12 protein-coding genes are annotated in these 20,146 nt (G+C 52.6%); 1 reads left to right on the forward strand and 11 read right to left on the reverse strand.

The window, feature by feature from the left end:
• Positions 1-80 precede the first annotated feature (80 nt).
• From CRO74_RS09340 to CRO74_RS09370, 7 genes are all read right to left on the reverse strand, one after another.
• On the reverse strand, positions 81-1,757 hold the full coding sequence (locus tag CRO74_RS09340; RefSeq protein ID WP_097125681.1) for an endo-1,4-beta-xylanase: 1,677 nt from the start codon (positions 1,755-1,757) through the stop codon (positions 81-83).
• Between the two features lie 23 nt (positions 1,758-1,780).
• Entirely contained in the window at positions 1,781-2,812 is a 1,032-nt protein-coding gene (locus CRO74_RS09345) for a DUF5627 domain-containing protein (protein ID WP_245877789.1), read from the reverse strand.
• 28 nt (positions 2,813-2,840) lie between these two features.
• Positions 2,841-4,586 carry a RagB/SusD family nutrient uptake outer membrane protein gene (locus tag CRO74_RS09350; protein WP_097125683.1) on the reverse strand — a complete coding sequence of 582 codons (1,746 nt, stop codon included), beginning with the start codon at positions 4,584-4,586 and terminating at the stop codon, positions 2,841-2,843.
• Between the two features lie 26 nt (positions 4,587-4,612).
• Positions 4,613-7,513: a SusC/RagA family TonB-linked outer membrane protein gene (locus CRO74_RS09355; RefSeq protein WP_097125684.1), complete on the reverse strand. Its 2,901-nt coding sequence runs from the start codon at positions 7,511-7,513 to the stop codon at positions 4,613-4,615.
• A gap of 169 nt (positions 7,514-7,682) precedes the next feature.
• Positions 7,683-9,536, reverse strand: a complete 1,854-nt coding sequence (locus CRO74_RS09360) for a RagB/SusD family nutrient uptake outer membrane protein (RefSeq protein ID WP_097125685.1) — start codon at positions 9,534-9,536, stop codon at positions 7,683-7,685.
• Between the two features lie 14 nt (positions 9,537-9,550).
• Entirely contained in the window at positions 9,551-12,577 is a 3,027-nt protein-coding gene (locus CRO74_RS09365) for a SusC/RagA family TonB-linked outer membrane protein (RefSeq protein ID WP_245877790.1), read from the reverse strand.
• A 1,280-nt stretch (positions 12,578-13,857) separates the two neighbouring features.
• The gene (locus tag CRO74_RS09370; RefSeq protein ID WP_097125686.1) at positions 13,858-15,087 is read right to left on the reverse strand and encodes a multidrug effflux MFS transporter; all 1,230 of its coding nucleotides are present in this window, start codon (positions 15,085-15,087) and stop codon (positions 13,858-13,860) included.
• A 218-nt stretch (positions 15,088-15,305) separates the two neighbouring features.
• On the opposite strand from CRO74_RS09370, the gene CRO74_RS31920 reads away from it, so the two are divergent.
• Entirely contained in the window at positions 15,306-15,548 is a 243-nt protein-coding gene (locus tag CRO74_RS31920) for an MDR/zinc-dependent alcohol dehydrogenase-like family protein (RefSeq protein WP_097125687.1), read from the forward strand.
• A 67-nt stretch (positions 15,549-15,615) separates the two neighbouring features.
• Here the strand turns inward: CRO74_RS31920 and CRO74_RS09380 are convergent, their stop codons facing one another.
• The 4 genes from CRO74_RS09380 to CRO74_RS09395 all read right to left on the reverse strand — a co-directional run bounded on the left by CRO74_RS09380 (position 15,616) and on the right by CRO74_RS09395 (position 20,091).
• Complete coding sequence (locus CRO74_RS09380) at positions 15,616-17,037, reverse strand: dihydrolipoyl dehydrogenase family protein (RefSeq protein WP_097125688.1); 1,422 nt, start codon at positions 17,035-17,037, stop codon at positions 15,616-15,618.
• The gene (gene arsS, locus CRO74_RS09385) at positions 17,034-18,080 is read right to left on the reverse strand and encodes an arsenosugar biosynthesis radical SAM (seleno)protein ArsS (protein ID WP_097126075.1); all 1,047 of its coding nucleotides are present in this window, start codon (positions 18,078-18,080) and stop codon (positions 17,034-17,036) included. The genes CRO74_RS09380 and arsS overlap by 4 nt, the downstream gene beginning before the upstream one ends.
• A gap of 70 nt (positions 18,081-18,150) precedes the next feature.
• Positions 18,151-18,483: an arsenosugar biosynthesis-associated peroxidase-like protein gene (locus CRO74_RS09390; RefSeq protein WP_097125689.1), complete on the reverse strand. Its 333-nt coding sequence runs from the start codon at positions 18,481-18,483 to the stop codon at positions 18,151-18,153.
• 396 nt (positions 18,484-18,879) lie between these two features.
• A complete protein-coding gene (locus CRO74_RS09395; protein WP_097125690.1) occupies positions 18,880-20,091 on the reverse strand; it encodes a pyridoxal phosphate-dependent aminotransferase in 1,212 nt (403 codons plus the stop codon).
• Positions 20,092-20,146 lie beyond the last annotated feature (55 nt).

Genomic DNA, 20,146 nt, shown 5'->3' on the forward strand with positions numbered 1-20,146 from the left:
TGCAGCGTTTTCGTCATTCCACCCTACCGGCAGAATGACGAAAAGCCGTTGATGACCCATTATGTTGTGGGCCGCTGCTCTTATTTAAAATCAGCGCTTACATCCCGACCTGCCAGCCCGTTGGCAAAACCACCGTAAGCCTGTTTTCGGGTATAATCGCGTTTCCAAAGACCGATTGGCTCACCGGCCCGCCACGAGGACCCATCGGGGCTGTCCATCGGGCTCCACATCGTGATGCCATAGCGTTGTTTGGCCGGTACAAGCTCCATGTATTTTTTGATCGTGTACTCGTACAACTCGGCCTGGGCTTTGTACTGGGCTGGCGTAGCTGCGGCTGTCTTGATTCCCGTACCAATGCCTATGTCCATTTCCGATATCTTGATCATCTTGCCCGTGGCCGCCAGCAGCCGAAACATCTGCTCGATATTTTCCCGTTTGGTATCCAGACTCATGTGCATCTGCGTGCCGATGCCGTCTACTTTGGCTCCGTTGGCTTCGATGTACCTAACATAGTCGATCAGTCCCTGACACTTGTTCAGATCGTATTCCAGGTTATAGTCATTGATAAACAGTACATCGTCTGCATTGCCGGATTGCCGGGCCAGTTTGAAGGCTCGAACGCCGTAATCTTTACCCAGGTAATCCTGCCAGAAAAATTCGTCCGTGGCCAGGGAAGCCCGGCCCGCTGCGGTTTTCAGCATACTGGGTTTGGCATCGTCCATAGGCTCGTTGACCACGTCCCACGCCTTTACATACGGCTTGGTTTGGGTCACCATCTCCGAAATCCATTTGTCCATCGCGCCCCCGATGATCCGCGTTTTTTCGGCCGCGCTCAGTTGGAGGATAACGGGTTTTTTGTAAAGGGTTGACTTGGGATTCAGCCGAACCTCGTCGAGGTAATACGTACCGGGGGTGGTTCCCATGTCGTAGCGCAACGCCGAAAGGGTACCCGCCGATTTAATGTCCCACTCCACATACTGCCAGGTCGTGGTCGTAATTACGTCGGGCTGGTACTGCACATCGGCACCGCTACCCACCGTTGAGCAGCGGAATTTGCCGGGCGCATCGGACCGGACAAAGAACGACAGGGTATACTCGCCCACTGGTATTGGCGACGGGCTGAAGTCGAGGGCAATCTGGGCATCCCAGGGGTTGGCTTTGGACGTATGCGTATAGCGAAGGCTTTTGGTGCCGACCAGCCCCGTGTTGATAATGTCGCGGGTGCTTGAGCCGCCCCAGGAGTTCCAGCCGGTCTGGTTCTGTTCGAAGGAGCCATTCACATAATTCACACGCTTGTCTGCCGGGTCGAAGTCGACCCCGGTCAGCAGCAGGCTGTTGAGGTAGGACGCGTTCTGGTTGGCGTGCCAGGCGAGCGTATGCCCATACACGCTAATGCCAGCCGCCTGAGCGGCCTTGAGCAGGTTGGTCACGTTGGTCAGATCCAGCTTGCCGTCGGCTTTGACAACGGCCCCGTGCTTCATTTCGTAGCCCAGGGTGATGTCGTTGAAATTGCTGTTGATCATCCGGTATACCACACCCTTCGCCAGGTAGTCGGATAATCCGACGCCAGCCCCCAGCTTAAAATTGGGATTGTCGCCCGTGTTGAGGTAGGTCTTCAGGGCGTCATACTTATTGATCGGCTCCAGCGTGGCCACGCTTTCGGGCTTGGCCAGAACAAACTCGCTTTTATCGGTCCGACAGGCTGCCGACAGCGCCGTGAGGAGCGTCAGCAGGGTTATCGTTTTGAAAGATGTCATCGTTCTAAGTGGTTGAAGGTGGCTTACTGATAGACCGGAATAAACGTTTCGGCCACGACGCCCCGGTTGCGGACAACCAGGGTATCGGTGGTGGTCAGGTGCGCGTCCTTAAAATCAACCTCGTAATTGAGGTGAAGGACATCACGATCCTGATTACCCCAGCTCTTGAGGTCGCCTTTCTTCACAAACTTCCCGGTTCCTTTCACGGTGTAGTCCGTGGCATCGGTGGTGATGGTGCAGTTGTTGACCTCATCGAAACTCAGGATGAGCCGGAAAGGCATATCGCGGCCATCGGTGGCTTTGATGGCGTTGGTAAACACGACCTGCTGGAGCGAGCGGGTTGTCAGGTTACAGACTTCGCTGTTCTCGATGTACGCACCCCGGCGCACCTGCGTCTTGTTGATGGCCGCATTGCCGTCTTTTCCCGTAATAATATCCTTTCCGCGACGCAGATACGTTGCGTGCCAGGGGTTTACGTATTTTACCGCGTAGAGGATATAATCTTTTGGGGTAATATCCCAGTCGCTGCCTACTGTTCGGCGGGGGGCCGCCAGGGTGGTTTTACCCCGAAGCAGTGAATCGGCATTCTGAACTTTATTCATGACCACCGGTATCACGTAGGTGTTTCTGATGGCGGCTGGATCGGCGAAGAACGCGTCGGTCAGCTGGACCTCTACCCCACCCGAAATACTGCCTTTGGGGATGACGATCTGGTTGGCTGCCAGACTGTAGTAGCTGGTCGGCATGGGCAGTACTTTCTGGCCGTTATTGCCGAATAGTAGTCTGTCGCACAGCGAATTGTCGACAGCGATATCGACGGTAATGTCTGTACTGTTGGTGTAGGCCCCGCCTTTGGTTGCCATGATCTTGCACTTGCGCGCATTGTCGAGCGAGGTATCGTAGAGGTCTTCGCCGAGCGTGATCGTACGTACCGGAGACTGATAGGCAAAATAGACCGTGGTATATTCGAAGTCCGGGAAAATCCATTCCTCGTTCTTACAGGAACTAAACACCGTCATTCCTGCCAGTAATAAGAGCGTATGTAGCTTCTTCACCTTCTTGATTGATTAGTTGTGGGATACGTTACCAGCCTTTGTTTTGAACGAGTGCCTTCCATTTGAGCATTTCGCCGTAGGGAATCGGGCCGTGGTTCATGTGAGCCGCAAACGCTCTGTTTTCGACCGGGATAACGGCATAGTTTCCGTTCGTGATCTGGATGCCGTTGGCCGTTTCGGTTAGTTTTTCACTCCAGCGACGCAAATCCCAGAACCGGAACCCTTCGAAGCAAAGCTCCAGCCGACGTTCATTCCGGATCAGCTGGCGCATCTCGGCCTGGCTCTGCACCGAGGTCAGGTAGGCATCGTTGTTGGTTGTACCGATGCCCGCCCGTTTGCGAATCGCCCGGATTATGTCGCGCGCCGAGAAACCAAACGTCCCCTGTCCGTCGGGGCCCCAGGCTTCGTTGGCCGCTTCGGCGTAGATCAGGAAGATTTCCGTGTACCGAATACGGGCCGTGTAATGCCGCTGCTCATTGGCCCCAATGGGGTTCAGGTTCACGTCAGCCCGAAGCAGTTTTCGCAGGTAATAGCCCGTCCGCGTCGATGTTTCGATCTGATTGACGGCATCGTTACCAGCGCCGGTTTCGGTTCGGATAACGGTGTTCGACGGCCCCATGGTGCTGCCGTTGGTCACCACATAGCGTTGCAGCCGGGGGTCGCGGTTGGTATAGGGTGCCTGGGCTCGATACTCACTCGCCGAGGCCGAAATGGGGTATCCGTTGGCCATTGGAAATGCATCGACCAGGTTCTGCGTGGGGTTTACGCGCCCCCGGCCGAAGAGCGAAGGCGGGTAATTGTCTTCTTCCAGGTTCCGGCTGTTCGACGCGTCGCCCCGCCAGAGAATCTCCGGCGGATTGATACCCGCGCCAAGACTATTGATTTCGGTGCGGTTGTCGTACCAGGTTCCGCCATTGGCCGCCAGCCGGTCAGGCCCGCCAACGAGTTTCAGCACGTCACCGGCATAGTTGGCGGCATCGGTCCAGGTGGTGGTAGTGCCGGTTTTGTAAGCCGGGCTTGCCGCCAGCAGGGCTGCCTGCGCCCGGATGGCTTTCGCAATGCGGGCCGTCAGCCGAAGCCGGGAATACTGCCCGAACACACGGGTGTATTCTTCCGGGCTAATACCCGCATATTGAGATGGCACCTGACCAGCGGTCGACACGTCTTCGTAATCGAGTGGCAGCAGGGTTTCGGCTTGCTTTATGTCGCTGTAAAACTGCTGCATACAGGCTTCGAAAGTGGCCCGGGGCTGGTTGAAGTCGGAGTTGGTATCCTGCGGTTTGGTCAGGATCGGAACACCCAGCAACTCACCCCCTGCCGACCAGCCACCGTGGGCACGAAGCAGTTGAAACATGTAGAACGCGCGCAGGCCGTAGGCTTCACCCTTGATGCGATCTCTGAACATCTGGGCGGCTTTTGGGTCAATGGCCCAGGTTACTTTATCGACCTCCGCCAGCATGGTGTTCAGGTACTGAATGGCCGCCATGCTGTTGACCCACTGGTCGGCGGGGTTGAAGTTGGCCGTCCACTGACCAGTGGCGACTTTCTGGAAGGCGTTGTTCTTGTCATTGCTGACGGCATCGTCGGTCGCCACATCGTTGAACGACAGGCCAGGCAGGCGGGTGTACCCATTGAGCAGGAACCCCTGGGCAAAGGTCACCTCTTTATACATGGCCTCCTTGCCCGGAAGGTTTTCAACCTCAGGTTTCAGCAGATCAGCGCAGCCCGTCAGCGACAGGCTCGTGGCGATCAGGACAGGTAGGAATTTTTTCATAAGTGTTGGCTAGCCAGTTGAGCTGGTTAGAATGCTGCGTTTAAGCCCAGGTTGAAAAATCGGGTCTGGGGTGCCCCGCCAATGTTCATTTCCATGATCTGCCGTTCTTTGGCGATGGTCAGCAGGTCGGAGCCGCTGGCGTAGAGGTTCAGATCCCGAATGAACTTGGCCGGTAGCAACCGGCCCGGAAGCGTGTAGGTCACCTGTACTTTGGCCAGGTTGATCCGGTTGTTGCGGTAGAGCCAGAAGTCAGACGTGCGAATGTTGTTGTCGTTGTTCAGGCTGGTGAGCCGTGGGTAGGTTGCCGTGGCCGCCGTTTCGGGCGTCCAGCGATCCCGAACGGCCGCTGAATACTTATCATCCCCCCGAATCCAGAAATACGAACTGTTCTTCTGCGAATAGGCGCCCTGGTTGCCGGTGGCAATGGCAAAGACGGTCAGGTTTTTCCATCGGGCCGTTGCATGCACCCCAAACGAAAACGGCGACCCATTCCAGCCAGCCCGGCCCAGATACACCTCATCGCGGCTGTCGATTAGGTTATCGCCGTTCTGATCTATGTACTTGATATCGCCGGGTTTGACCTGACCAAACGATTGCGTTGCATTAGCGGCAATGTCATTCTGGTCGACAAAGAGACCGTTGCTTTGCAGGCCGAAAATGGCATCCAGTGGCTTACCCACGCGGTTCTGGTAGGCATTTTCATAATTCTCCGCACGTTTGGTGGCTTTCGAACTGTAGACAGTTCCTGCCATCCCGACCGTCCAGGCAACCTGTCCGAGCTGCTTGTTCAGGCTTAGGTTGAAGTCGAGACCGGTGCGTTGGTCGTTGTTGTAGTTCACGTAGGGGATAAACGAACTCTGCGGAAAGCCCGTCACGAAGTAGTTGGGGTAGATGGTAGCGGCCTGCGTTACGATCCCGTTCATCCGGCTGATGAAGAAATTGGCATTCAGCGAAATAAGCTGCTGAAAGAACGACCCGTCGACCCCGACGCTGATCTCTTTACGCTGGGCGAAGAAAAGATCGTTGTTCTCACCACGGCGCGAATCGGTCGTCCGTGTCAGGGTGCCATCGCGCCAACTGTACCAGGTTCCGTCGGCGTGCGTAAAGATGCCTTTGTAGAGATAGTAGCCCGGAATGTCGAGATCGGTATGCAGAATACCGGCTGATGCCGTTAGTTTCAGGTTGCTGACAATGGACGAACCTGCCAGAAAGGGCTCTTCGCTGATGCGCCAGCCTGCCGACAGCGTGGGCGAGAATGCCTGCCGGTTGCCCGGAGCGAGTTTGGCCGAATGTAGAACCGCCCCGCTAAAATCCAGGTAATATTTCTGCCGGTAATTGTAGCCCAGTTGCAGCCCAAGGTTCACATGACTTTGGGTGGCGTGGTAGGCGCTGGTTTCGGAACGCTGGTGACCGGTGCCCACCAGTATGGCGCTGATGTTGTGCACATCGTTGATTTTGGTCAGGTAATTGAACTGACCCGAGAAGAAGAGCGTCTGCTGCCGCCAGCTATTGCTCACATTCTGCGCCCCGTTTTTCCGGTCTTCGCCAAACTTCTGCATGCTGCTGATCAGGTCATCGCCCGCGTAGTTGTTCCAGGTCGGGGCATAGATCGCGTACTGGTTATTGAACGCCAGATTATAAGATGTGGAATAATCGACACCAATGCGGCTGGCAAATGACAAACCGGGCAGCGCCTTGCGCAGGTCTACGTTGATCACGTTGGTGAACTGAAACTGCCGCGTGGTACCCTTGTTATACCCGGCCGCATACATGTCGGCAAAGGGGTTCGTCAGGTGCTGCTGCGTACCACCCAGCAGGTATTTACCGTCGATGAGGTAGTTACTGTTCTGAATCTGCAACTGCGATGGCTGGTCGCTTTCCTCGATCATGCTGACCGGAATCAGGGGTGAGAAGCGGTAGGGCCGTAACGTAGCGGCATTGGTCCAGTAGTTGCCGTGCGCAAAGCGGTTGTTGCCGAAAATAGCCGATGCATCAATCGAGGTCGTGATGTTATCGTTGAGCCGTACGTCGATGTTTCCGCGAACGTTCAGGCGGGTGTTGTTATCGTTTTGCGCTTCGCCAATTTTGAGCAACGAGTTTGAATGAGTAAACCCGATGTTGGTGTAAAACCGGGCCCGGGAGTTGCCGCCGGATATTTCGGTGATGGCATCCGTCCGGTTGTAGGCTTTCCGGAGGTACTCGGGCGAGTAATAATTAACGTCCGGGTACCGATATGGATTAGTACCGGCATAGTGGTTCCAGATGGTTTCCTGGTTATACAGAGGAGTCAGACCGTCGTTCTGTCGGGCTTCGTTGTACAGCGTCATGTACTCGGCAGAGCCCAGATAATTTGGGTAGCCTTTGGGTACGTGCAAGCCCGTATTGACCCGGACGTTGATCCGTTTTTCATTGGCGACGCCCCGTTTGGTGGTAATCTGGATAACCCCCTTGGCTGCCCGGCTGCCGTAAAGTGCCAGCGCTGCCACCCCTTTCAATACGGTGATCTGCTCAATTTCTGTCGGGTGAATATCCGTAGTGGCGCTGCGGGGTACCCCGTCGATCAGGACCAGGTACTCACCCATGCCCCAGATGTTGTTGCCGTTGAATCCGCCAACAAACGCACTCAGGTTGTCCAGTGCGCCGGTGGTGTAGTTCTTTTGCAACAGGGCGGGCAGATTGATCGCCGACACCCCACCCGGTAGGTCTTTTCTGGACACCGTTCGAAAGGCCACATTGACCAGGCTGGCCCTATCCTCGATCCCGGCCGGAACGATCTCCTGCCTGTTCGTATCGGCTGCGGCTACGGAGGGCTGATTGCTCTCGGCCGATGACCTGGCTTCGACATTCGGGTTGGTCTGTGCCATTGCCCCCAGCGTGGACAGGGTCAGAAGGGCACATATTTTAGTAGTAAAAACTATATGTTTCATGATTCTGATTTGATAACCAGACCGAAATCACCTGCTGTTGGGGCCGCCATGCGTGCTTGCAGACATGGCAGGGCCCGGGGTGCTACCGTTTGGGGAGCACGCAGAAGACATTTGGCGGTTAGGCTCGGCTTAGAAAAGTTTTCGACAATCAGGCGGTCAAGCCCTCGGTTTACCAGCCTGGATTTTGTGGAAAAGCCAGATACATGCTCACGTCGACAACCTTGAGAGGTAGCCAGTAGTGCTTGCTGTTGAAACGACGCTCCAGAATGACGCGCTCTTTCAGGTTGGCGACCTTCCCGCCGGGTGCCCGATCAAAATCGTGGGCGGTTTTCAGCGTATACGGCCGCTCGGTCAGCAACAACCAGCGACGCAGGTCGTTGAAGCGGTGCCCTTCGAAAGCCAGCTCTACGGCGCGTTCCCGAATCAGTTCGCCCATGAAAGCGTCCTTCGAGCCCAGGAACTTGGCGTTCACATCGGCCACACCCGCCCGGCGACGGATTTTATTGACGGCCTCCTGAGCCGAAATGTAGCCGGGGAAGCCACCCGCTGGCGACCCGTACCCGTGCAGAGCGGCCTCGGCATACATCAGGTACACATCGGCCAGACGCATATAGCTCAAGTGGATAAAGTGCGACTGGTTGTGGCCGTTGTCGTCGTAGTTCGTAGTCCGGGGAATGAACTTGCCGTTCAGGTAACCCGTGCGGCTGCCGTTGTTCTCGTCGCGATAGCTGCCTTTTGTGTACAGGTTGGCATAGCGGTGTGCTTCGCGGGTGGCCGAAATACCCTGAATCATTTTTACGCCATCGTAGATAATGTCTTTGTAAAAACGGGGATCGCGGCCTTTCCACGGATCGGTAGGATCATAGCCCGACTCCGAATCAGCCTGCTCGGCATTCTTGATGGGGAGTCCGTTAGCCATGCCGTAATGGTTTACGTAGTTGGCCGTTGGCGAAAAGCAGGTGCTCCCGCCGTTGAACAGCACTCCGGCAACATACTGTTCGTTGAGGCCCCAGCGGGTAGCACCGCCATCGTAAGCAGGCGACTGCATAATGGCTTCCGGGAATCCGGGAATGCGCATGCCCTGGTTCAGGGTGTAGTAAACGCTCGACATCTCCGAGAAATTCGCCAGTTTATGGGCCGTCTTGCCCGTCTCGCTCAACTGGAGCAGCGTAGCAAAAGCCTCCGCCGACTTTTTGCTCAGCTCCGCATCATACGTTTTGCTGCCGGTCGAAGACCAGTTCATTAGTGGACTGGCGGCATAGAGGTAGTTTTTGCCGAGATACCCCAACGCCATGATCTTGTTGATGCGCAGTTGGTTTTTGCCCAATGTCCGTTTGCCCGCGTCGGTTTCGTCCCAGTTAATGGGCAGCAGTTCAGCAGCCGCCTTGAAATCTTCGGCCGCCCGAAGCGCCGTTTCCTGATACGTCAGGCGGGGCAGGTCGAGCTTTTGATCGGCTGGCAGTACCTTGTCGATATAAGGCAGCCCACCGAAGTAGGTCATCAGCTGGAAGTGAAACCAACCCCGAAAAAAGAGCATCTGCCCTTTGATTAAATTCTTCTCTTCCTGCGTTGCATCCGTGAGCCGGTCTATGTTTTCAAGACCCATGTTGGCTTTCCGGATTCCGTACCAGGCCAGCGGCCAGAACCGTTTGTTGAAGCGGTTGCCGCGGTCGAGGGTATTGCCGGGGCCGTCCATCCAGCCCGAGCCCCAGCCGTCGTTTTCACGCTGCCAGCCCCAGAAATCGCCGTTGTCGATCTTGTAGCCGTAAAACCAGGTAGCACCCGCCACAATGATCTCGTCTTCGCCCCAGTTGAACGAGCTTTGCCAGTAGAACTTCGACGTTTCCGGAATGCAGTAGTATAGCTCCTCCACGAAGCCCTGAAAATTGACAAAGTTTTTGAAGGCATCGGTTGGTGAAACCGTTGACTGATTCTGTCTGTCCAGATATTCGCTGCACGAAGGCAACATAAAGAGCATTGCTGCCAATCCGAACCAGCTAATCGTTTTTCTAAATAGTTTCATTTGTCAGCTGTGTGTTACAGAGTAATGTTAATGCCGAAATTGTACCGCTTCACTGTCGGGTAAGCGCCCTGAGAGGCCCAGCCCGTACCCGCGAAGTTCGATTCGCGGTCGTCGGGCATCTTGGTCCAGAGCCAGAGGTTGTTCCCGTTGGCGTAGATCCGCAGCGTGCGCAGCCCGAACCGTTCGATCCAGCCCCGGTTGAAGGTGTAGGCGACCTCGGCGTTTTTCAGGCGCACGTAAGAGCCATCGTACATGTAGAAGTTGCCGTAGGTCGATGGGTCGGTGGCCGTCATCAAGCGGGGCAGTGGTGAATTCGCCGTTGGGTTGTCTTTCGTCCAGTACTCGCCCTGATTATAAACAGTATTCATCCGGGAGCCAAAGCTGGTGAACACGACCTGACGGGTTACGTTGTTAACGCCGTAGAACTGCGCGAAGGCGCTGAATCCTTTCCACTCAAAACCAAGCGTTGCGTTGTAGGTATTCTGCGGCCGCTCGGGAAAGCCGTACGGGATGTTGTCGTAGGTGTCGATCTTGCCATCGCCGTTGTAGTCGACGATCTGGAAATTGCCCGGCAGCTTTTGCCGGTCGTTGGTGTTCTGCTCGGTGCTGCCATACAGCTCATCCCAGTTGTTGTAGTAGCCGTGGCTAACGTACGAATAGGTCTGTCCGATCTGTTTGCCCTCGCTCTTGCGGTAGTCAGGCAGCAGGCTCGGGTTGTCCGCTTCGATGATCCGGTCTTTGGCATGGGTCATGTTTGCGTTGGCCCAGAGCCGGATGCCGTTGGTCAGCTGGTGGTTCACCTTCAGTTCCAGTTCATAGCCTTTCACGCGCACTTTACCCAGGTTGGCAACGGGGGCATTGGTGCCGTAGTACGACGGAATGGCCCGTGACCCACCGGCAATAAGAATATCCGTGCGGTAGTCGTTGAAGTAATCCGCACTACCCGAAACCGTCCCGTTGAACAGGGAGAAATCGGCTCCCAGGTTCGTTTTCGTTACCGTTTCCCAGTGTACCGACGGATTACCCACCGATGATTCCCGATACCAGACGTAGGGGCTGACATCCGAGTTGTTCTCACCAATTTTTGCCTGGCCGTCGTAGCCCCACTGGGTCATATAAAGCCATCGCTGGTTGATGTTGTCATCCCCGATCTTTCCGTAGGATACCCGCAGTTTCAGCAGATCCAGAAACTTGGCCTGCTTGAAGAATGTCTCTTCCGACAGCAACCAGCCCACCGCACCCGACGAGAAAAAGTGAAAACGGTTGTCTTTACCAAACTTTTCGGAACCGTTATACGCCCCGTTGACTTCGGCGAAGTACTTCCCGGCATAGTCGTAGGTGGTACGGAATACCCAGTCTTCCCGATAATTGGGAATCTCGCTGCCCGACGCCCGGTCTTCGCGGCTGAACAGGCCCATGGCCGATCCCGTATGCTTGTTCCAGGTTCTGTTGTAATTCAGTTTTAGCTGGTAAAATAACCGCCGGTAAGTAGCCCCGTTGTCCATCGTGCCCGCCTGTGGTGCCCACCGGATAGCCTCCTGGAAGTCGAACATGTTGGCGGCATCGTACGTGAAGCGGTAGCGCGACTCCCCCGTGGCGGGGTCGATCCATTTCGTCTGTGGATCGTTGTACAGGTCGTTGATACCCCGCTGGCTCTCCACAAAGCTATTATCCCAAGAGATGGTGCCCGACGTACTCAGGCCTTTGGCAATCGACTTCAAATCCTGATTCAGCGTAAAATCCGTGGTGATCCGGCTGGTGGTTCGCTTCATGATACCACTGCGGGCCAGGTTCAGAATGGAGTTGGTAGCCGCCACGGGGTCCTGCGCATAATAGCCCCAGGTACCGTCTGAATAGCGGGGCAGCATGGCATCGGGTGCTACGCCATAGGCACCCTGCCACATGTCGTATTCGCCACCGGTAGCCCCCCAGGGACTCTTTTTGACGCCGTTTGAGCTGGACAGGTTCGTGACCAGCAAGGTCGTGGGCGTCAGCTGAAAATCGAGGTTTGTCCGGACGTTGATCCGGTTGAATCCGTAGCCCGCCTGATACCCCCGGTTGTTGTCCCACTCCTTGAAAATATCGCCATCCATCAGGAAGTCGGCCGATGCGAAATACTTCACAAACGACGTACCCCCCGACACGTTGAGGTTAGCGCTGTAGGTTTGGGTAACCGGCTTGAACATCTCTCTGGCCCAGTTTACATTAGGGTAGCGTTCTGCTTCGGCCAGGTTGGCCGGGTTCCGGTATTTCATCAGAATATCGTAGGGCGTGTAGGTTCCCCAGCCCGCTGACTCCAGCCCTAATTCGTTCTCGATGACCTGGTTACGGATGCGTCGGGCGTCGTAGGAATCGTACTTGTTGGGTAGGGTCGACGGAGCCTTCAGGGTATAATCGGCCCGTATGTTGATATTCGCTTTGCCTTCCTTCCCCCGTTTGGTGGTGATCAGAATAACGCCGTTGGCACCCTTCACCCCGAAAACGGCCGTTGCCGACGCATCTTTCAACACAGAAATCGTTTCGATCGAGGAAATGTCCACGCTGTTCATGGGGCGCTCAATCCCGTCGACCAGAATGAGCGGAGAGCTGTTATTCCAGGAACTCAGTCCCCGAATCAGGATGCGGGGATCTTCTTCGCCGGGCATACCGGTGCTGGAGGTGGTAATAACTCCCGGCACGTTACCGGTCAGGGCAGACCCTACGCTATATACGCCACCCGCCCGTTCGAGCACTTTGCCGGTGGTTTGCGAGATGGCGCCAACAACACTTTGCTTTTTTTGCTGCGCATAGCCCACCACGACGGTCTCGCCCAGGGTGATGTCACCTCCCGAGAGTACAACCTTAACGTTGCCTCCCTTTTCCACCGTTATGTCCTGTGGCTTCGATCCAAGATAAGAGACAGCCAGCGTTTGCTTCCCTGCGGGTACTTTCAGCGTAAATTCGCCATTGACATCCGTTGTCGTGCCGGTTGTGGTATTCTTCAGGATCACATAGGCACCAAATAACGGCTTTTGGTTTTCGTCGAGCACTAACCCTTTCACAGTGTGGCTTTCCTGTGCTAAAACTGACTGACTGCTTAATAATAAGCATGTCCACACAATCCAAAATCCGATAAATCGGTTAACGTTCATTCCGCTTTTTGTAAATCGGCCTGAGCCAGGTATAGATTTAACCATTTCGCTTTCGTTGATTCACATTATTGACAAAAACACCTCAACTGGACAGTTGTATTCGTTTTTCTTTTTTTGCACTTCACCTTTCCGATGAATGCATTCTGATCAGTGGAAATTCTCATGAAGTAGTTAGGGGTTTAGGAGGTTAGTAAATTTAAAATCTTGGGGAATCAGGTCTTTTTTTTATGTGCAGTTAATCGTTTTTGTAGATTCTAATTTTCCTTTGTTTTGTTTCATTTTAACCAGCCGCATTTGACAGTCTATTTTCAGCTGAAATTGACTAAACAGGCTATTGGAAATTAGGATTTTCAAGCCAGACTGAAGTGGTATTATTTAATAATATCTTCTTATTAGCTTATTTAATTCTGTCGGTCGTTTGTTTCATTCGCTAACCGAGGTCAAAAATATATTAGCATAGTGCAATAAGTGCTAAAGTCGTGTTACAGATTCAATTGGCTATGTTACATAGTTGTAAAATGAATCACATAAAGTGTCATTCTAAGCCAAATAAGGGGTTTTTGACAGATTATATGTTGCGTGTAACAATCGATCACGTCTTTGTGATCGTTAACATTCCGCCTACGGTTGGCTCCCGTAAAGCTATTTTTCCATTCCTTAAACCAGAATGTATTGAAGCGTATCTTCCATTAAGATGCTCCAATCTGTTGAAATAATACGTGTCTGAGATGAATTGATTGGAGATGCTGCCGGAGGGACAGGCTATAATTTATTATACATAGCCAAATTTACTGTCTTAATGCACCTGGTCGGGTTCGCTACGTCGCCCAATCGGGCTGCTCCGGCATTGATTTTTTGTGTCTCAAAATCGGCATTGTACCGGTTGACGACCCGATTACTCTTATCAAAGAGTGAATAAGAAAATTTGCAATTAAACAGGTAGCGCAAATTATACTCGCTCTAAATTTTGATAAAAAGCAGCTAATTCAGGTACGCTCGCTACGCTATTTACCTCTATTTTTAAAGAGATTAGTAAACTATTCGCTGAGAAAAAATAAGCTATATTATTATGAAATGTATACAGTTAACCCTATTTGAGGATTAATAAATTTCAACCCAAAGGCCTTATTGTAACCGGATTTTTTGTGAAATATTTTACGCCAGGTACTAACTATTTTTATAAAAACTACCTAATGCAGGAGTGCTCCCTCCGATTCTGCACGAACATCAACCGGAGCAATTATCTGCTTTCTTCCAGTTACTAATACCAGCAGGGCAAGGCTGGAAGAGCACGCCATCGCAATCACCATGGGTAGGGCTGAAGGTACTTCGAACAGACTCATGATCACCGAGATCAACGTACCCATGCCCATTTGCACGGCACCCATCAACGCAGAAGCACTGCCGCCATTTCTGGTAAAGGGAGCCAGCGATAGAGCGGCCGCATTGGGGTTAGTAAAACCAATGCAACACAAGAAGAGGAATAGGAAGACAAGCGTGAGAAGGAGCGTGAGCCAACCACTTAGCGCCACTGCGAGAAATAGCAAAGCAATCAGCACCTGACCAATCAAGGCTGCGAAGACAATTTGCTCACTCTTGTAGTTACGCAACAGCAGGGTGTTAATCTGACTGGAGCCAATGAAGCCAACGGAAAGAAAGGCGAAGATCCAGCCGTATTCTTTTCCGGTGGTATGAAAGACCTCCATAAACAGAATCGGTGAGCCCGAAACATAGGCAAAGAGTCCCGAAAAAGCGATCGCCCCCGTGAAGGTATATGTGTAGAATTGGGGTTCCCTCAACACCTGCCAGAAGTTGCGCAAAATGGGACGGGGCTTCAGCGAGATCGACCTATCGGGCACATAACTGGCCGGTAGCCAGAAGAAAACAGCTAGTAAAATAGCCACCCCCATTCCCATCAGGATGATAAATACGGCTTGCCATCCCCAGGCAGTGGTCACATACCCACCAACAGTGGGGGCGATCATGGGCGAAGCGCCCACCACCAGTAATAAAAGTGAGAACACCTTGGCATTGTCCTTCACCGGAAACAAGTCCCGTACCATGGCCACCGACGCCACTGCGGCTGCACAGCTGCCAATAGCCTGAATAACCCGCATGAGGATTAAGCCGTCAATGCGGGTCGCGAGGGCGCAACCGGCCGAGGCCAGGATGTACACAATCAGCCCGACGTACAAGGGAGGTTTGCGGCCAAAACGGTCCAGCAAGGGTCCATACAGGAGTTGACCCAGCGAAATACCAATAAAATAGCCAGATAAGGAGAGAGAAACTTTGGCCGCCGTTGTGTGCAAGTCTTTGGCAATAGCGGGAAAGCCAGGCAAATACATATCAATGGAGAACGGACCCAGCGCCGTTAGGCTTCCCAAAATCAGGATTAGAAAGAAATAAGTTTTTTTAGACATGAGCAGGTAATGCGAGTTGGTCGAGTGTTGTGAGATCGGCTTTCAACAGCACAAACGGTTTAACGATTTGACCCATGTCGGAAAGATAACTAATTTCATCTGATCATTATTTTGGGAACCACTGGAGCTTCAGCACCATCAACGATTGAAAACGCAGTAACTGCGACAACCGGTACGGGTTGACACGCTGTCAAAGAAAAAATTTCCTTGTTTACTAAATGTACCTTTATGTATATTTTAATCGTAATGAACAGGCCGATGCTGACGAAGGCATAAGAAACCAAACAGTTAATCCTGGAAACGGCCGTTCCCTCTATAATACCAAAGGGATAGCGGGTGTGAGTATTGACGACGTGCTGATCGACTATAAGACCCAGGATTTTGAAACGATACGACGGGGATACGACGCCGTGCTGACTAGCCATGACAAACCGACTCTCGAAAAATCGCATACTGTTTAAAAAAGGGGGCAAAGCCGTTGTAAAGGTCAAGTACCAGCTACTGATCGGTCCGATGTATTTAATAAATTTAATACAACCGGCGAAGAATCGCCTTGGCCCAAGCTGGAATCTCTCGTTTGAGTTGGTCAAGTAAGGCCATTTTGCTCACACGTGAAGCCACCGGGTACGGATAAATTTTCTGTCGGATGGCGCCAGCGCCCAAGTCGAAGGTATTGGCCATAATCAGATCCTGAATCATCTCTCCGGCCTGCGGAGCCACCACACTGCCACCCAATAGTTTGCGTTTGCTTAGTAAACTGCGCCCCGGCGACAAATACAGCCAAAGTTTGCCATACGTGTAGTCATCGACCACCGCCCGGTCATCTTCGGTAAACGCATAAACGATCTTTTCGTAGCGGATTCCCTGTTGCTGCAACTGGGCTTCGGTCAGGCCAAACGTAGCCACTTCCGGATCGGTAAAGGTGACCCAGGAAAAGTTTCGGTAATCCACTTTCTGCTTGAACGGCGACAGGAAATTATTGATCAGAATCGGGGCCTGCATTTCGGGCGTGTGCGAGAAATATAATTGACCCGTTACGTCACCGATGGCGTATACGCGCGGATTCGTGGTTCGCAAATGGGCATCCAGCTTGAGCCGCCCCGATTCGGTTTGGATACCAGCCGCTTCGGGCTGTAGTCCCGTTACGTCGATTTGCCGTCCAATGGCAACCAGCACGGCATCGAAGTCAAGCTGACTTTGCTGACCGGATTTATTTTCCAAAGTGGCTGTGTGTGCCGACGGAAAGTTGATCAATTTGGTTTGTAGCCGAAAGGCGATGCCCTCCAGCGAAAGGCGCTCCAGCAACAAACGGGACACCTCCGGCGATTCTTTTTCCAGAATGCCATCACCCGCCTGGACCACCGTTACCTGCGAACCCAGCCGGTGAAACGCCTGACTTAGTTCCACGGCAATCGGGCCGCCACCTACCACCAGCAATCGGGCCGGTAGTGTGGGCATGGAAAAAATGGTGCGATTATCGTACCACTTAACCTGCTCAACACCCGGAACCTGAAGTTCTATTGGTTGAGAGCCCGTAGCGATCACGATTCGTTTAGCCGTGTACACCTGTCCGGAAACGGCTACTGAATTTGGGCCGGTAAAATGTGCGGTCCCAATCACGACACCCATTCCCTGATGGCGGAAATAATCGGCGTTTTCGTGGCTTCGGATGTGTTCAATGCGCTCGTTGATGTACTGCTTAACGCGCTCGAAATCGGGCTTGCCAGATGCATGCATTCCAAATGCCTCGGCTCGTCTGGCTTCCTGAATCAGGCGAGTAACGTGAATCAGGGCCTTGCTGGGTACGCAGCCCGTGTTCAGGCATTCGCCCCCAATGGCCTGCTCTTCTTTTTCGATAAGGAGCACCCGGAAACCCAGCTCATGCATGGATAACCCAATGCTAAGCCCGCCCGAACCAGCACCAATAACAATGAGGTCGAAGGCCGTCATGCGGTGGTACCTCCACAGCTCGACCCGGCCCCGGCCGTACAGCCATAACAATGCTCATTGACCACTACTGCCCGTTGACTTAGGGCTTCTGCATCAAACTCCCGAATGTGCTGCACCGGGCTGGCTACTTTCAGATCCAGCATCTGATTAAAATCGCAGTCGTAGAGGAAGCCGTCCCAGCCAACCGAAATCGTATTGCGGCACATAACGCCCAAGGCCGCTGCCGGATTGAAGGCGTTAATCAGCTTTTCCATGTATCCATCGTAATTGCCCGACGTAATCAGGAAATTCAGATAACGGCTGATCGGAACGTTCGTGATGGCATACAAATCGTTGAAGACAATCTCGAACTCATCCTGAAGTACCCGCTTGAACTGGCGCTTTAACCCTTCCTGCGAACCCGGCAGAAACGCCCCGGCCGGATTATAAACCAAATTTAAAAGCAGCTCCGAATCAGGCTGGCCGTAGCCAACGGCATTTAACATGCGTAACGCTTTGATGGAATCATCAAACACCCCTTTCCCGCGCTGACGATCCGTTTTGTCCGCATTATAAAACGGCAGCGAACTGACTACTTCGAGCTGATGCTGACGATAAAAATCGGGCAGATCGTGGTATTTGGGGTTCGCCAGGATTATTGTCAGGTTACAGCGTACGATCACATGTCGGTTCAGTTTCCGAATCTCTTCTACGAACCAGCGAAAATGCGGATTCATTTCAGGGGCTCCTCCGGTTAGGTCGACCGTTGGAATGGACGTTTTAGCCAGGGTATCGAGACATTGTTGCATCGTTTCCCTGGTCATAATTTCCCGGCGATCTGGTCCGGCATCGACGTGGCAATGGCGACACACCTGATTGCACATTTTGCCCATGTTGACCTGAAATACAGCCAGTTCAACCGGGCGAAGGGGAAATAAACCGACTGCTTCCAATTTCTGGCTAAACCGGGGAAGTTGCAGCGTTTCGGCCACTTTATCCTGTAACGATTGCAGTTGCCGAGCAGAATCGGCTAGGTTGTGCCCACTGGCTTTGAGTGATTTCATCAAGTAAAAAAGTGAAAGAGCGAACGAGTGAATTGTGCTTTGACTTTCACTCATTCACTCTTTGATTACCTTACATCGACAGTTCCTTTGCTTTGTTCATCATCTGAACGCCGTGAACCAGCGACGAACCACCCCGAATAGCGGCCGCCACGTGAACAGCTTCCATCATTTCCGCTTCCGAACATCCTTTCTCCAGCGTATCGGTTGTATAAGCATCGATGCAATAAGGACATTGCACCGTATGGGCTACTGCCAGGGCAATCAGTGATTTCTCACGGGCTGTCAGGGCACCTTCTGCAAATACAGACCCATAATACGAGAAAAATTTATCGGCTAGCTCTTTCTGAAACTCACCGATATTACCAAATTTTTTAAGATCCGCCGGATCATAATACGTGCCCATAAGGTTTGGCTTTTTATTGAATACGAATCAACGTGGGTAAATTAATAAGCTTTGCCGGTTTAACAACTTCCGTACGGCTTTCACCGCTTCGGGAACCGCCAGAACAGCTGACACAACTGTTACTCGTTTGACAAACGAATTGTTTCCTTTCCGATCGCTGACGGGTTCTTAAGAACCACTTCGCAGGCAAGCTATCATAAATAGAGTAAGGGGACTTATTGTCACGGAATCATCATTACATCCCAGTCCAGGGCTCAAGCCGAACGAACTGCCTCATCAGGAAAGCACGCTGAACAACTTAATCAAACATGAATCATCCCGAATAGTAAGCGGAGCTTTTACACTCACTTAACATTCGGGATGATTCATGTGTAAGTACTACCAGAATGTATTGTGTTATTTCCGTCTGCTTTCGAGGAAGTTTTCAATACGGTCCATGGCCACGGTCAATTCATCGAGTGTTGGCAAACAGACAATACGAAAATGGTCATTTTGGCTATAGTTAAACCCATTACCGGCCACAACCAGCACCTTTTGCTCAATGAGCAAGTTTAGGACAAAATCGTTATCGTCGATAAGGTCGAACTGGGTTAAATCTATTTTCGGAAAAATATACAGTGCTCCTTTGGGCTTTACGCAGCTAATACCCGGAATAGCAATCATGCGTTCATAGGCCATCATCATCTGCTTGTGCAGTCGGCCCGTTGGCATGACCAAATCATTGATGCTCTGGTAGCCACCCAATGCCGTCTGAATCGCGAACTGCGTGGGTACGTTGGCGCACAGGCGCATACTGGCCAGTAATGTTAGCCCTTCGATGTACGATTTGGCCCGGTGACGTGCCCCGCTCAGGATCATCCAGCCGCCCCGGAAACCGGCCGCCCGGTAGTTTTTCGACAAGCCGCCCATGGTAATACACAGCGTTTCGTGTATCATCTTGGCAATGGGGTAATGAATGGCTTCATCGTACAGGATTCGGTCATAAATCTCATCGGAGAAGACAATGAGTTTATGTTTTTCGGCAATCCGGGCAATTCCCTCCAGTACCGATTTTTCGTACACGGCACCTGTCGGATTGTTCGGGTTTATGACAACGATGGCCCGCGTTCGGGGAGTTATTTTACGTTCCAGGTCTGCCAGGTCAGGATTCCAGTCGGCCGCTTCGTTGCAGCTGTAGTGTACAGGCTTACCGCCACAGAAAGCCACAGAGGCCGTCCAGAGCGGGTAATCGGGCGAGGGTACCAGCACTTCATCTCCTTCATTCAGCAATGCCTGCATGGAGAGCATGATCAGTTCGCTTACGCCATTGCCAATGTAAATATCGTTGATGGCAATGCCGGGTAAACCAATATTCTGGGTGTAGTGCATGACCGCCTTACGGGCCGCAAACAATCCACGCGAATCGGAATACCCCTGTGCATTGCGGATATTCAGAATGATATCATGAACAATTTCGTCGGGGGCGTCGAAGCCAAACGTGGCCGGATTGCCAATATTCAGACTGATTATTTTATAACCCTGACTTTCAAGCTCCAGGGACTTTTCATAAATCGGCCCCCGAATGTCATATTTTAGGTGTGTAAGCCGATCACTTTTAAGTATTTCCATTCCAGGCATTTCCAATTGGAGTAATTCCATCGCACAAAAGTACGGAAACGAAGCC

The organism is Spirosoma fluviale, from assembly GCF_900230225.1.
In the GTDB taxonomy this organism is placed as follows: domain Bacteria; phylum Bacteroidota; class Bacteroidia; order Cytophagales; family Spirosomataceae; genus Spirosoma; species Spirosoma fluviale.

Bases quoted from the DNA above. Each gene is read 5' to 3' on its own strand.
- CRO74_RS09340 (WP_097125681.1), bottom strand. From the start codon at position 1,757: ATGACATCTTTCAAAACGATAACCCTGCTGACGCTCCTCACGGCGCTG.
- CRO74_RS09350 (WP_097125683.1), bottom strand. From the start codon at position 4,586: ATGAAAAAATTCCTACCTGTCCTGATCGCCACGAGCCTGTCGCTGACG.
- CRO74_RS09355 (WP_097125684.1), bottom strand. From the start codon at position 7,513: ATGAAACATATAGTTTTTACTACTAAAATATGTGCCCTTCTGACCCTG.
- CRO74_RS09360 (WP_097125685.1), bottom strand. From the start codon at position 9,536: ATGAAACTATTTAGAAAAACGATTAGCTGGTTCGGATTGGCAGCAATG.
- CRO74_RS09370 (WP_097125686.1), bottom strand. From the start codon at position 15,087: ATGTCTAAAAAAACTTATTTCTTTCTAATCCTGATTTTGGGAAGCCTA.
- CRO74_RS31920 (WP_097125687.1), top strand. From the start codon at position 15,306: ATGTACCTTTATGTATATTTTAATCGTAATGAACAGGCCGATGCTGAC.
- CRO74_RS09380 (WP_097125688.1), bottom strand. From the start codon at position 17,037: ATGACGGCCTTCGACCTCATTGTTATTGGTGCTGGTTCGGGCGGGCTT.
- arsS (WP_097126075.1), bottom strand. From the start codon at position 18,080: ATGAAATCACTCAAAGCCAGTGGGCACAACCTAGCCGATTCTGCTCGG.
- CRO74_RS09390 (WP_097125689.1), bottom strand. From the start codon at position 18,483: ATGGGCACGTATTATGATCCGGCGGATCTTAAAAAATTTGGTAATATC.
- CRO74_RS09395 (WP_097125690.1), bottom strand. From the start codon at position 20,091: ATGGAAATACTTAAAAGTGATCGGCTTACACACCTAAAATATGACATT.